We start from the raw sequence: 13,764 nt of genomic DNA, 5'->3' as shown, positions 1-13,764 counted from the left end.
GTCTGATAAGCTTGATAGCGTACTCGTGTGCCATAATATTCATATATATGTGCCAAAAGCAGAAAACTTTCGGTACTATTTAGGTAACAAATTTGTTACAATGATAAACGGTATGATGAAATAGAGAAGTTTTTAAAGGAAATGCATGGAATATGTCGAATGGATATTAGGTTATGCGTAATATGATTAAGCAGCGGGAAGTGATCGAGTGATTGAAATGCAGGATGTGTGGAAGACCTATACTAACGGAACCCACGCACTTCAAGGAGTATCGGTCAGAATTGACCGTAATGAATTTGTATACGTAGTCGGCCCGTCTGGAGCGGGGAAATCGACTTTTATGAAGCTTATTTATAGAGAAGAAGTACCTACCAAGGGGCAAATTTCAGTTAATGGTTTTAATATTGGGAAGCTTAAGCAGCGTAAAATTCCCTACGTTCGTCGTAACATCGGAGTCATTTTTCAGGATTTCCGGCTTTTGCCGCGTTTGACGGCTTATGAGAATGTGGCTTTTGCTATGGAAGTTATTGAAGCTCCCAAGAAGCTGATTCGCAAACGGGTACCAGAAGTGCTTGAACTGGTTGGCTTGAAAACAAAAATGAATCGTGAGCCTGCCCAGCTTTCCGGTGGGGAGCAACAGCGTGTAGCAATTGCACGGGCGATCGTGAACAATCCTTCCGTGATCATTGCCGATGAACCTACGGGTAATCTGGACCCCGAAACATCCTGGGAGATCATGCAGTTGCTGGACGAAATTAATTTTCGGGGTACGACTATTGTAATGGCGACCCACAATAAGGACATCGTGAACTCCATGCGTAAACGTGTCATTGCCATTGAAAATGGCAACATCGTAAGGGATCAGGTAAGAGGGGAGTACGGATATGACTTTTAACACCTTCTTACGTCATGTGCGGGAAGGTTTCAAAAACATATTCCGCAATGGCTGGATGTCCGTGGCATCCGTCACCTCGATTATTGTGTCATTACTTATATTGGGCGTATTTATCATGCTGGTGCTCAACGTCAATTCCCTGGCTGATCAGGCAGATAGTCAGGTGGAGGTTAACGTATTTCTGGAGCTAAATGTAGAGCAGAACATGCGTGAAACGCTGCAAAAGGAAATTGCGGCGATGCCGGAAATCAGCAAAACGACCTTTGTGACTAAAGCTCAGGGTTTGGAGGAGCTGCGCAAAGATTTGGGAGACAGCGGCAAGGAGCTGCTGGAGGGTTTTGACAAGGACAGCAATCCACTCCCGGACAAAATTGTGGTAGAGGTTATTGAACCAACAACGGTTCCATTTGTGGCCGAAAAGATTGAGAAGCTGAATACGTTGCATCCAGAGAAGCCGATTTTAAAGGTTCGTTATGGAAAAGGCACCGTAGAGACACTCTTTACAATTACGAAGCTCATTCGTAATGTAGGCTTTATATTTGTCGCCGGACTGGCGATCATGTCCATGTTCCTCATCTCGAATACGATTCGCGTGACCATATTGGCACGACGCAGAGAGATTGGCATTATGAAGCTGGTCGGTGCAACCAACTTTTTTATACGCTGGCCGTTTTTTATCGAAGGCGCGCTTATTGGTCTCATTGGTTCCCTTATTACTGTAGGTATTTTATTTACTGGCTATCAGCGTTTGCTGACTGCCGTTCAGGGCGATATAGCTCTGAATATGTTGAAGCTAATGCCACTTGAAGGCATTTGGATTCAGTTGAGTGCATTGTTGATTATTTTGGGGATGCTGGTCGGAATTGTTGGCAGTACCCTGTCCATGCGCAAGTTCTTAAAAGTATAAAGAAGCGTTGGCTGGACGTCGTGGTCGATATCAATTAGAACGGGGAAGCCCGGTGTTATTTTGCGATAAAGGATGGGGAGTGCAAGTTGAAAAAAACAGGATCTGTGTTGGCCGCTACCTTGGTAGCCGCATTGCTAATCCAGCCTTCTGACGGATATGCCAAAAGCATGAGTGAAATCAATTCGCAGCTGAACCAATTGGAAAAGCAGGCCCAATCTGCCAAGCAACAACAGGAAAAGGCTGCTCAAGATAAACAGTATGCTCAACATTACAAAAATAAAACCGTGCAAAACCTGAAAATTGTGCTTGCTCAGATTAACAGCGTCAGCGATCAGCTGACTCGTGTTGCGGTTCAGATTGACCAAACGGAAGATAATCTGCGTGCGACCAAAAAAGATTTAGCCGAGGCCATTGATCGTATCCAGTCACGGGAAAAAATGCTGGAAACTCGTGTGCGCTTGATGTATACGGATGGAACCGTCTCATATATGGACGTGCTTATGTCTTCGTCCAGTTTTAGTGACTTTCTCAGTCGGGTAGATTCCCTGAAAACGATCGTGGAGCAGGATCAAATCCTGTTGGACGAGCATAAAAAGGACAAGGCACTGGTCGTAAGCAAGAAGAAACAGCTGGACACGGAATATAAAAATGCCAAGAAGCTGTATGCGCTCAAGCAGGACGCCAAAGCAGAACTGAATTCGAAGGAAAAAGAGAAGCAAAGACTGATTTCCAATTACGATCATGATATTGCTGAGTCAGATGAAATCAGCGAAGAGCAAAATGACATGCTGGTAGCACTCGCTAACAAACGTGTGGGTCTGGTGCAGGAGAAGAACAAGCTTAGAGCGGAGCAGGCTGCCAAAGCCGCACGCGCTAGAGCGGCTGCACGTGCGGCTGAAGCCAAACGATATGCATCTTCATCCTCAGGTGCCGCCTCGAATTCCAGCCATGCGGCAGCCAGCACGTATACAGGCGGAACGGGTACATTGGCTTCGCCTGTATCCCATTACCGACTTTCATCTACTTTTGGCATGCGGGTACATCCGATTACTGGCAAGCTTAAAGGCCACACAGGTGTTGATATGGCGGCTCCGCAGGGAACCGATATTCATGCAGCCGAAGATGGTGTTGTCATTGTTGCCGAATGGTGGAGTGGCTATGGAAACACAGTTGTGATTGACCATGGAGACGGACTATGGACCCTATACGGACACATTCGCAATGGCGGTACGGTGGTTCATACCGGGCAGACTGTGAAACGTGGTCAAAAAATTGCAGAAGTTGGTTCGACGGGCAATTCCACAGGACCTCACTGTCATTTTGAGGTGCGCGAAAATAACAAACCTGTAAATCCGATGAACTATTTATAGTAGATAAGGTAAGCCCTATTTATAGCCATTACGGTTGTAGATAGGGCTTTGCTGTAATGGTTAATATCCGATGAAGAACATGTGCATTGAGACACAGAGTAGGATACAATTAACATATTCCGTACAAGCTAGACGTATACTTCGTGGATGGACATGCGTTGTAAGGCAATAGGATACAAGATAATGAGAAGGCGGTGGACGATTAGATGTTGAAAAAAAGTACAGCGATACTCTTGATGGTGATCGGGCTGCTTGGCGGCAGTCTGCTCACTTTTGCCTATACTGGAACGACTACAGTAGGGAACAGCGCTCTGGGCGAAGGACTGCTGGCGAGTGTGACAGGTAGCAGTTCTACCTCCAGAAGTGATATCCGCAAAATTGAGACGGCGATGGACTTGATTCAGGGACAATATTATCAGGATGTGGATCGTACCAAGCTGGTGGATGGCGCCATCAATGGTATGATGGAGTCGCTCGGTGACCCGTATTCCTCTTATATGGGTAAAGAAACCGCACAACAATTCGAGCAATCCATAGAAGGTTCTTTTACCGGGATCGGAGCTGAAGTAGCAGCGGAAAACGGGAAAGTAGTTGTAGTCACGCCAATTAAAGGCTCCCCGGCAGAGAAGGCAGGATTACGCTCTAAGGATATTATTTTGTCTGTTAATGGTGAAACACTGGACGGATTGGATCTAAACAAGGCTGTTTCCAAAATCCGTGGACCTAAAGGCAGTCAGGCGAAAGTCAAAATTCAGCGCAGTGGCTCTCCTGATCCGCTCGAATACACGATTACCCGTGACAACATTGATATGGAAACTGTAACGGCTCATATGGAAAGCGACGGTGTAGGCGTCATCACGATCACCCAGTTCTCCTTGAATACAGCAGAACGTTTCAAGGAAGAGTTAGCGAAGCTCGAAAAACAAGGGCTTAAAGGGCTCGTCATTGACGTGCGTAATAATCCGGGCGGCGTGCTTTCCGTAGTCATTGATATTGCACAGCAATTTGTACCTTCTGGCAAAACGATTGTACAAGTGGAAGACAAGAATCAGAAGCGTGAAGAAGAAAAATCCAAAGGTTCACGCAAAAATTATCCTGTGACTTTGCTAATGAATAAAGGTAGCGCAAGTGCATCCGAAATTCTGGCAGGTGCTCTCCAGCAATCAGCGGGTGCCGTGTTGATCGGGGAAAATTCCTTTGGTAAAGGTACTGTACAAACCAGCTATGACAAGCAAATGGGTGACGGTAGCCTGCTCAAAATCACGATTGCCAAATGGTTAACGCCAAATGGAACGTGGATTCATAAAAAAGGGATTAAGCCGAATATTGCGGTGGAACAGCCTGAATACTTCACAGCAGCACCGCTGAACAAGGAAAAGTCCCTGAAATACAATATGAATAGCAGTGATGTGAAAAATGCACAAATCATTCTACAAGGCTTGGGTTACAACCCAGGTCGCGAGGATGGCTATTTTGACAAAGTAACTGAAAGCTCTGTTATTGCTTTTCAAAAACAAGCGAAGCTGACGGCTAGCGGCATCATTGATGCGAAGACAGCAGCAGCGATGGAAGCCAAGCTGATTGAGAAAATTCGTGATCCGAAAAATGATAATCAACTCAAGCAGGGGATTGAAGAGATTCGGAAGGAAATGAAGACAAGCGTAGCGAAATAATAGTGAGGCTACAACAAGGGGGCTGGAAACAGCCTCCTTTTATATTGGGATTTATTTGCAGTCTGTCGGTTTGTCTTCCCTACGTTGGCAATTTCATATAGAATAAATGGATATGAAATGTACGTGATCCGCTATACAGCGGGCCAGGGGCATAAGGAGTGTGAATGGACTTGGAATGGGCATTACAATGGGGATGGAGCGTCTTAAATGCTTGCTTGTACCTGCTTTTGCAGCCGTTTTATTATATCTCAATACTCATTGTAGCACTTGGTTATCGTCGGCAAATGCTGCTGGAGCGCAAGCTATTTCATACCAAAATGCATAGCTGGGCTTCAGAGACCTGGCGTGTCGTATGGAGTGGTTTGCTTGCTGGAATGGCGCTATCTGCTCTGGGAATGTTCGTCAGCGTGCATCTGAACTCGGCTTCCATCGTGTGCCTGTGGGTAGCAACATTACTGCTCATGCTGGTACGCGTCCGTTACCTGTGTCTCGCTTATTCGGTAGGTCTGCTAGGTGTGGTTCAATTTTTCCTAAACGTGGCCAGTGGCTGGCAACCTGGAGGAGCGCTCGGAACATCAGTAGCAGCTATCCGCGGATTGGATATTCCGGCACTGTTGGTGTTGGTCGCCGTGCTGCATGTGGCTGAGGCGCTGTTGGTTCGCTGGCAAGGGGGGAAGGCGGCCACTCCGCTGTTTGTCGAGGGCAAACGGGGAAGATTGGTTGGCGGCTATCGTATGGAAGACCTCTGGCCCATTCCGTTGTTGTTGCTGGTACCGACCCAGGGAGGATTTACGCTTCCCTGGACACCTTTGTTCGGCGGCGATGCCGGAACCGGGTATATGCTGGCAGCCTTGCCAGTCCTGATGGGCTTCAGCAGCGTGACGCTAGGCCAGCTACCACGACAGAAGGCGGTACTTACTTCGAACCGTTTGCTCCTGTACAGTGTGGCTTTACTTCTGCTGAGCTTGCTGGCTGCATGGTGGAGTCCGCTGATATTGTTAGCAGCGTTATTCTCCTTTCTGGCTCATGAGGCGCTGATCTGGCATGGTAATATAGAGGAAAGTCGTCTTAGCCCGATGTTTATCCATCCGGAGCAAGGGATGCGTGTTCTCGCTGTGCTGCCAGACAGTCCAGCGACAGCCATGGGCATACTGCCGGGCGAGGCCATTTACCGCGTGAATGGGATTGTTGTGAATACCCGTGCCGAGTTACACCAGGCCTTGCGGATCAACTCTGCTTTTTGTAAGCTGGAGGTACGCAATCTGCAGGGCGAGAGCAAGTTTGTGCAGCGAGGCATGTACGATGGCGATCATCACCAGCTAGGGGTTGTGCTTGCACCGGATGCAGACGCGAGCTGGGCCGTATCCATACAGCCAGCCTCCATCTACCGGATTGTTGCCATGCACATAGGCGCACGCCGACGTAAAGCTGGACAGGCATCGCAGGCAGAGAAGGCAAATTTGGATACCATGGACAAATAGATGTTACAACAAGAGGGTAGTCATTATTTGATTAGAGTCGAATAAGGCTACGCTCTTTTTATATGCCGACAGTAGCCTGCTTGAAATCAATATTCTGATCGGTATACAATGAATATGTAATAAGAAGCGTTGATGAACCGAATGCCTATCATGTGTGTCAAGCAGGGAGAGGAAAAGATGAACGCGATCCACTTTATTCGAGAGTACATCAGGCATCCACGCAGCGTAGGCGCTGTTATACCCAGCTCAAGACAGTTGGCCAAACAAATTGCCACACCGATTTACTTTGACAAAGCATCATGCATTATTGAATATGGTGCAGGAACCGGTGTGTTTACGCAAGAGTTGATTTTGAACAAGCGTCCAGAAACGCTACTTTTAGTCATTGAAGCTAATGAATCGTTTTACAAAACGCTACAAAGCAAGTACGGACACTTGGAGAGGGTACACATTATTCATGGATCGGCTGAGCATGTAGCTCAGTATATACGACAGTATGAGGTCCCAAAGGTGGATTATGTCGTGTCAGGGCTCCCTTTCACCAGCTTGCCCGCTGCATTATCCAGCCTCATTTTGGGACAAACGGCTGAGGTTTTGGGCCAGGAAGGCAAATTTATTACGTTCCAGTACAGCAAGGTCAAACACAATTTTTTTCGCACCTTTTTTGCTGACATTCAGATTAAAAAGGTAAACTGCAATGTTCCGCCCGCTTATGTGTTCACTTGCAGCCTGTAACTTTGCAGCTATGTAGAGGAATAGAATAAATACAAATGTGAATATACGGATGATTATGAGAAGACTTGGTCAGCGTCATTGAGATGCTGAAACGGTCTTTTTTGTTGTGCACTTTTATGGATATATAAGAAGGGGATATGTTAAAAAGCAAAATTCATTTAAGGAATCATATTTTAAAATGGGGCTTAACCTATATATTACATAAGATGGAACCCGCTAGATTTTTGTAAGATTCATGATAAATCTGAACTTTTGTTAAAGGAGATTTATATATGGTAAAACCGCTGATATTCATGCGTTGGTGTGAGTACTATGAGTTAAGTGACCGTGAGACGGATTTTGTATCTTTTTTTATGATGAATTTCTCGGCTGCCCGTTCAGGCAATCAACCGAAGCTTAGGGAGCAGTTTGTTGAAATTCAGAAAAAAACCTTCCCTGAATACCCGTTTGATATTACCCCGGAAGAACTGGATTACTCCAAATTCGAAGGCTTGATGAAGCAAGTGTTGAAAATTCATTTTGACACGGCCGAGCTGCTATACTCCTTTTATCTCCAAAAACTGTGCGCACCTTTAGCAGAATACATTTTATCCACCGGAGAATCAGAGCCTGCACGCATCTATTATAAGCTTATTCAAAAGGATAAAGTGCGCTAGGTAAGACGAGTGTGGATGAGCAAGAGCTATTGGGATACCTCAAGCTATATGGTTATTTAAGAAATTAATACTAGCTAATTAAAACAATAGTTAAAAATGTCAATATACCTTTGTGTTAAGGTGATATTATAAATCCAGTTTCAAAGAAAGAGGGTGTTGTTTTCGGCTGGAACATTTCAAGCACGGATATGACGCTGCAACGGAACGATAAGCTCGTTTGGGGACAGGGAAGGGGCCTTAAAGCCTCAAGGAGGGGCATTCGTATGGGTGCCGCTCCTTTTAAATTGAAGGGAGGAAGAGGCATGAAGGGGAAAAATTGCAGGGGTATTTTGTCCAAGCGTTCCAAATGGCTGCCGATCGTTATGGCATGCACGATTATAGCAGTGGGGGCTGTACCGGCTCCAGCTGTAGTTCACGGTCAAACGGCAAAGACTGTTACTATTAAGGTCGATACATCCAAGGATCGTAAGCCCATTAGTCCTTATATATACGGTACGAATCAGGACTTGGCCGGAGATGAAAATCTGACTGCCAGACGACTTGGTGGCAATCGAATGACCGGATATAACTGGGAAAACAATATGTCCAATGCAGGAAGCGACTGGATGCAGTCCAGCGATAGCTATTTATGCGACAACGCCGGATTGACAAAAGCCGAATGTGAAAAGCCAGGTGCGGTGGCAACCTCGTTTCACGATCAATCGCTGAAGCAGGACACATATTCTTTAGTCACACTGCCGATGGCCGGTTATGTGGCCAAGGATGGAAACGGAAGTGTGCAGGAAAGCGAAAAGGCTCCTTCCGCTCGGTGGAATGAGGTCGTAAACGCCAAAAATGCGCCGTTTCAATTGCAGCCTGATCTGAAAGACAATCAGGTTTATGCGGATGAATTCGTCAACTTTTTAGTGAAAAAGTATGGCTCTGCTTCAACAAAAACAGGTGTGAAAGGATACTCGCTCGACAATGAACCCGCTCTCTGGTCGCATACGCATCCGCGCATTCATGGTGAAAAGGTCGGAGCGAAAGAGTTGGTAGAGCGGTCGGTAAGTTTATCCAAAGCCGTTAAGGCGGTTGACGCGGGTGTGGAAATTTTTGGGCCCGTTCTTTACGGTTTTGGCGCCTATAAAGATCTTCAAACTGCACCTGATTGGAACTCTGTAAAAGGCAACTACAGCTGGTTCGTGGACTATTACCTGGATCAAATGCGCCTCAGTTCGCAAGCCGAAGGCAAGAGATTGCTGGATGTTTTCGATGTGCACTGGTATCCCGAAGCGATGGGTGGAGGCATACGAATTACGAATGAGGTAGGCAATGACGAAACGAAGAAGGCCAGAATGCAGGCGCCTCGTACCTTGTGGGACCCGACCTACAAGGAAGATAGTTGGATCGCTCAATGGAACAGTGAATTCTTGCCTTTACTGCCTCGATTAAAGCAGTCGGTGGATCAGTATTACCCGGGAACCAAGCTGGCCTTGACTGAGTATAGCTATGGCGGCGAAAATGATATTTCCGGCGGTATCGCTATGACCGATGTGTTGGGCATCTTGGGCAAAAACGACGTTTATATGGCAAACTACTGGAAGTTAAAGGATGGTGCCAACAACTACGTTAGTGCCGCTTACAAGCTTTATCGCAATTATGACGGAAAAAGCTCTACTTTCGGTGATATCAGTGTTAACGCGCAAACATCGGATATTGTTAATAGCTCGGTGCATGCTTCCGTAACGGATGCATCCTACAAAGAACTGCACCTCGTTGTCATGAATAAAAGCATGGACAGTGCATTCGACGCCCAATTTGATCTTTCCGGTGAGACGACTTACGGTTCCGGTAAAGTATGGGGCTTCGACAAAAATAGCTCGCAAATTAAAGAAGCAGCGCCAATTACGCAAATTTCAGGCAACCGCTTTACCTATACAGTACCGCCTTTGACGGCTTATCACATCGTCTTGACTGCTGGCAATGATACGTCTGTGCCACCTGTGGAAGGTCCTGAAAGCTTTGCGCTGAGGGCTGAGGCTGGCGATGGGAAAGTCGATTTATCCTGGGACGCTTCCAGCGGAGTTGTAAGTTACAGTGTACAGCGGGCAACGTATGAAAACGGTCCTTTTGCTGCTGTAGCATCCAACTTGGTCGAAACGTCTTATACGGATACGAACGTAACGAACGGCACTTCTTATTATTATAAAATAACCGCACAAACAAAGGCGGGAACGAGCGAATCCAATGTTTTGAAAGCGGTTCCGCGAACGCCTGTAGACGGACCGGATCGCTATGAAGCCGAAGATGGCGCGCTGAAGGGAACCATTGTGGAATCCAGCGGAACCGGCTTCTCCGGTACTGGTTATGTAACTAATTTCCACAATGCAGGGGATTCCCTGACGATGACGATTCAGGCAGAGGCGGCAGGCTTGTACAATCTTACAATCGGCTACCGTTCTCCTCATGATGACAAACGCACCAACTTCTCTTTAAACGGCAAAGCGTTTGGCGAGCTGATACTTTCGAAATCGGCTGATTTTAAAGAAACTTCCGGAGGCAAGCTTCTGTTGAATGCAGGGGCGAACACGATCGGTTTTGAAACAGGCTGGGGCTGGTATGATATCGACTACGTCAAGCTGGAGCCAGCTGCTGACCGTCCACCACATGCGGTAACCAAAACGCTCACCAATCCGAATGCGACGATAGAAGCAAGAGCATTGATGAACTATCTGGTTGATCAATACGGGAAGAATATGCTTTCCGGTCAAGAGGAAATAACCGAAATTGATTGGCTTCAAGCCAATGTAGGTAAAAAGCCGGCTATTGCAGCGCTTGACCTGATCGACTATTCGCCAAGTAGAGCGGAACACGGTCTTAGTTCCACAGAGACGGAAAAGGCGATTGAATGGGATAAGCAAGGGGGAATTGTTACCTTTGCATGGCACTGGAACGCGCCGAAAGGTCTGATCGATACGCAGGGAAAAGAATGGTGGAGAGGCTTCTATGCCGATTCGACTACATTCGATATAGAATATGCGATGAATCATCCAGAGTCCGAAGATTATAAATTGCTTATTCGCGACATCGATGTGATTGCAGGGCAATTGAAGAAGTTGCAGGATGCGAAAGTTCCTGTGCTGTTCCGTCCTTTGCACGAAGCGGAAGGGAAATGGTTCTGGTGGGGCGCTAAAGGTCCTGAGCCTGTTAAAAAATTATATATTTTGATGCACGATCGTTTGACTAATGTGCACAAATTGAACAATCTGATCTGGGTCTGGAACTCTGTTGCTCCCGACTGGTATCCGGGAGATGAGTATGTGGATATTTTGAGCTTCGACTCTTATCCGCAAGCAGGCGACTACAACCCGCAAATTGCAAAATACGAAGACCTTGTTACGTTGGGTAAGGACAAAAAGTTAGTTGCCATGAGCGAAAACGGACCTATCCCGGACCCTGATCTGATGAAGGCGTATCAAGCCCATTGGAGCTGGTTCGCTACATGGTATGGGGATTTCTTGAGAGACGGCAAACAAAACAGTCTTGAGCATCTGAAAAAAGTGTATAATCATCCGAACGTCATTACGCTTGACAAGCTCCCGACCAACTTAAAAACGTATGGTATTACCGAGCAGCCATCAGTACCGGGCAGCTTCACGCTGAACGCAGCGGGCGAAACGGCGAAAGTAAAGCTGAGCTGGACAGCATCGGCGAATGCGGCAAGCTATGAAGTGAAGCGTTCGACGGCTGAAAACGGCGCTTTCGCCACAGTAGCGAGCGATGTATACGGAAGCAGCTACATCGACACAGCCGTAACGGCAGACACGATGTACTATTACCAAGTCGTAGCGAAGAACGATGCAGGTCAAACGGTTTCAAACACGGCTAGCGCAGCACCGAAAGCGGATACTCAGCAGCCGACAACGGGACTGGTGCTCCAGTATCGCACAGCGGATACAAATGTGAACGACAATCACTTGAACCCGCATTTCCAAATTGTAAACAAAGGTACAACCTCCGTACCGATCAACGAGTTGAAAATTCGCTACTACTACACGATCGACGGCGACCGCGCGCAGACATTCAACTGCGACTATGCGACGCTGAGCTGCTCGAAGCTGAATGGTAAGCTGGTTAAAATGGATAACGCTGTAACCGGTGCTGATTATTATTTGGAAGTCAGCTTTAATTCGGATGCAGGCGTGTTAGCACCTGGAGGAAGCACAGGCGGAATTCAAACCCGTATTCATAAAGCAGACTGGTCGAATTATAACGAAAGTGACGATTACTCGTATAAAGGAACGCAGACTTCATTCGCCGATCATACGAAAGCTACGTTGTATCATAATGGCGTACTGGTTTGGGGAAGCGAACCGACAGCTAGTTAAGGCAGGCGTCTGATATAAGGCAACATGTGAATCAACCGATTATTTACGCCGCTGGGGAGATTCAAAATTATATAAATACCATCGTTGAAATGAGCAGGGGATTTAGTATCCCACCTGCTCATTTTTTTGTACAAAAACCCTCCAAGAGATATGTTTGATTATTATATTCAGGTTTAAGAAATCACGAACTAAAATTACCTTATAATGTTAGAAGAGACGAAAAATATAATTCTTCAAGTTAAAGAGGGGGATTGAAATGGAACATACACCTACGATCCGCTCGAAGATAGAGACAGAACTAAAGCAAAGGGGGCATACATTTAGCAGCTTCAGTAAAGTATCTGGAATTAACCGTGGTATATTTAGCACCATGCTTAACAGCAACCCACCCAAGCCGATCTCGGTTCGGCAGATGGACTTGATTACCAAGGCATTGGGATATCCCGAAGGCTGGCTGTATGAGTTATACATAGATGAATGCTTTTATGAGGGAAAAGGACACTGGAAACGGATTAAGCCTTTTTTATTACGTTGTGTAGAGTTAGGGAGGGAAGACTGTATTCAAAAGGTACTGTCAAGACTAACCGAGGACTTGTCCTATGTACCGACGATATTTGAGCTTGCAGAAGAACTACACGAAGCAGGAAAGAAAAAGGAGTCTATCCCCTTTTACGAGTGTGTAATAGAGAATGAGAGATATTACCACTCGGAGCGGTTGGCAATTTGCCAGTATCGTTTGTTTTGTTGTTCTCTGAATACTGACTTGGATAATAATCGGCAAGCAACTATAAAGTTTGCACCGTTTCGGAGGAATCTTCCCGAGAATTACCAATTAGACGCGTTGTTAAAATTGACTAATGCATATTTCCAATTTTACGATTATGAGGCGGCTATACACTATGCGAAGGAACTTGAGGTACTAGTCACAAGCATTTATTGGCATCAAGCTCAAGCGAGGGCGAAGAATCGTGAAGTTATACGTTTAAATACAGAAAGACATCTAATCGTTTATTATGGACAAGCCTATTTAATGCAGGGAAATTCCTTAGAAAAACAAGGACTATATGAAGCAGCTATGAAGTTCATACCTTACTATGAAAATTTAACTGAATTTGAAGGTCTAGATGAGATTGGAATGATAGAGGCACAGAAATTCGAAATATGGGGAATAGCAAACCGTTTGAATTTAGAAGTTCTGATGGGGGATACGACTAGTTTGCCTGCCTATGTCGAACTTATTAGAAATAATCCTCAGGAAATATTACTTGGGCTATTGACTATTATAGAATCGGCCAATCATTACAGTCACTCAGTAGACGAAACTCTGGCTCTTTTTGCTGAGAATATTAATGAATTTAGGGAGCTACGTACAAATATTTCGTATTATCATACAAATAATGATCTGCTGACATATTCTCGTTTTTTTCTTGAGCTTAGTCGATACTATTTCAGTAAAGGAAGCTATACCGAGGCAATAGACAGTATGCTGATTAGTTTAAAAGCCTCCTCAGAGTTAAACGATAAGAATTACTATATCAAGTCCATCACGCTATTATTTGAGAAATATAAGGATCATTCGACCGAAGAACAACGGACAGAATATAAAAAAGTGTTACAAGCAGTGGAAATTAGTATGAGGCAAATGACCTCTTAGAACAAAAAGGGCTGTGTTTCTCTATC

Annotated in this window: 9 protein-coding genes; all 9 read left to right on the top strand. The window is 45.7% G+C overall.

Annotated features, from left to right (window positions below; all coding sequences use genetic code 11):
* Positions 1-208 precede the first annotated feature (208 nt).
* The 9 genes from ftsE (at position 209) to ACYCSE_RS06470 (ending at position 13,738) form a co-directional block, all read left to right on the top strand.
* The gene (gene ftsE, locus ACYCSE_RS06510) at positions 209-895 is read left to right on the top strand and encodes a cell division ATP-binding protein FtsE (protein WP_023990620.1); all 687 of its coding nucleotides are present in this window, start codon (positions 209-211) and stop codon (positions 893-895) included.
* Positions 885-1,802 (top strand): permease-like cell division protein FtsX, encoded by a 918-nt coding sequence (ftsX, locus tag ACYCSE_RS06505; RefSeq protein ID WP_013312238.1) that lies wholly within the window; start codon positions 885-887, stop codon positions 1,800-1,802. Before ftsE ends, ftsX begins: the two co-directional genes overlap by 11 nt.
* Positions 1,803-1,888: 86 nt before the next feature.
* The gene (locus tag ACYCSE_RS06500) at positions 1,889-3,172 is read left to right on the top strand and encodes a M23 family metallopeptidase (RefSeq protein WP_023990619.1); all 1,284 of its coding nucleotides are present in this window, start codon (positions 1,889-1,891) and stop codon (positions 3,170-3,172) included.
* Between the two features lie 206 nt (positions 3,173-3,378).
* The gene (locus ACYCSE_RS06495; RefSeq protein ID WP_061829953.1) at positions 3,379-4,845 is read left to right on the top strand and encodes a S41 family peptidase; all 1,467 of its coding nucleotides are present in this window, start codon (positions 3,379-3,381) and stop codon (positions 4,843-4,845) included.
* 164 nt (positions 4,846-5,009) lie between these two features.
* Complete coding sequence (locus ACYCSE_RS06490) at positions 5,010-6,326, top strand: serine protease (RefSeq protein ID WP_459701849.1); 1,317 nt, start codon at positions 5,010-5,012, stop codon at positions 6,324-6,326.
* 177 nt (positions 6,327-6,503) lie between these two features.
* Positions 6,504-7,061, top strand: a complete 558-nt coding sequence (locus ACYCSE_RS06485; protein ID WP_023990616.1) for a class I SAM-dependent methyltransferase — start codon at positions 6,504-6,506, stop codon at positions 7,059-7,061.
* A 272-nt stretch (positions 7,062-7,333) separates the two neighbouring features.
* Entirely contained in the window at positions 7,334-7,717 is a 384-nt protein-coding gene (locus tag ACYCSE_RS06480) for a hypothetical protein (RefSeq protein WP_023990615.1), read from the top strand.
* A gap of 302 nt (positions 7,718-8,019) precedes the next feature.
* The gene (locus ACYCSE_RS06475; protein WP_459701848.1) at positions 8,020-12,084 is read left to right on the top strand and encodes a glycosyl hydrolase; all 4,065 of its coding nucleotides are present in this window, start codon (positions 8,020-8,022) and stop codon (positions 12,082-12,084) included.
* A 256-nt stretch (positions 12,085-12,340) separates the two neighbouring features.
* Positions 12,341-13,738 carry a DNA-binding protein gene (locus ACYCSE_RS06470; RefSeq protein WP_459701847.1) on the top strand — a complete coding sequence of 466 codons (1,398 nt, stop codon included), beginning with the start codon at positions 12,341-12,343 and terminating at the stop codon, positions 13,736-13,738.
* The last annotated feature ends 26 nt before the right edge of the window (positions 13,739-13,764 follow it).

Source organism: Paenibacillus sp. SEL1, assembly GCF_054602535.1.
Note: the sequence above shows the minus strand (reverse complement) of the source record. Positions and strands in the feature narration are given on the sequence as shown.

What these genes read in the sequence shown, in the direction of transcription:
- ftsX (WP_013312238.1), top strand. Translation starts at nt 885, where the DNA reads ATGACTTTTAACACCTTCTTACGTCATGTGCGGGAAGGTTTCAAAAAC.
- ACYCSE_RS06495 (WP_061829953.1), top strand. Translation starts at nt 3,379, where the DNA reads ATGTTGAAAAAAAGTACAGCGATACTCTTGATGGTGATCGGGCTGCTT.
- ACYCSE_RS06490 (WP_459701849.1), top strand. Translation starts at nt 5,010, where the DNA reads ATGGACTTGGAATGGGCATTACAATGGGGATGGAGCGTCTTAAATGCT.
- ACYCSE_RS06485 (WP_023990616.1), top strand. Translation starts at nt 6,504, where the DNA reads ATGAACGCGATCCACTTTATTCGAGAGTACATCAGGCATCCACGCAGC.
- ACYCSE_RS06480 (WP_023990615.1), top strand. Translation starts at nt 7,334, where the DNA reads ATGGTAAAACCGCTGATATTCATGCGTTGGTGTGAGTACTATGAGTTA.
- ACYCSE_RS06475 (WP_459701848.1), top strand. Translation starts at nt 8,020, where the DNA reads ATGAAGGGGAAAAATTGCAGGGGTATTTTGTCCAAGCGTTCCAAATGG.
- ACYCSE_RS06470 (WP_459701847.1), top strand. Translation starts at nt 12,341, where the DNA reads ATGGAACATACACCTACGATCCGCTCGAAGATAGAGACAGAACTAAAG.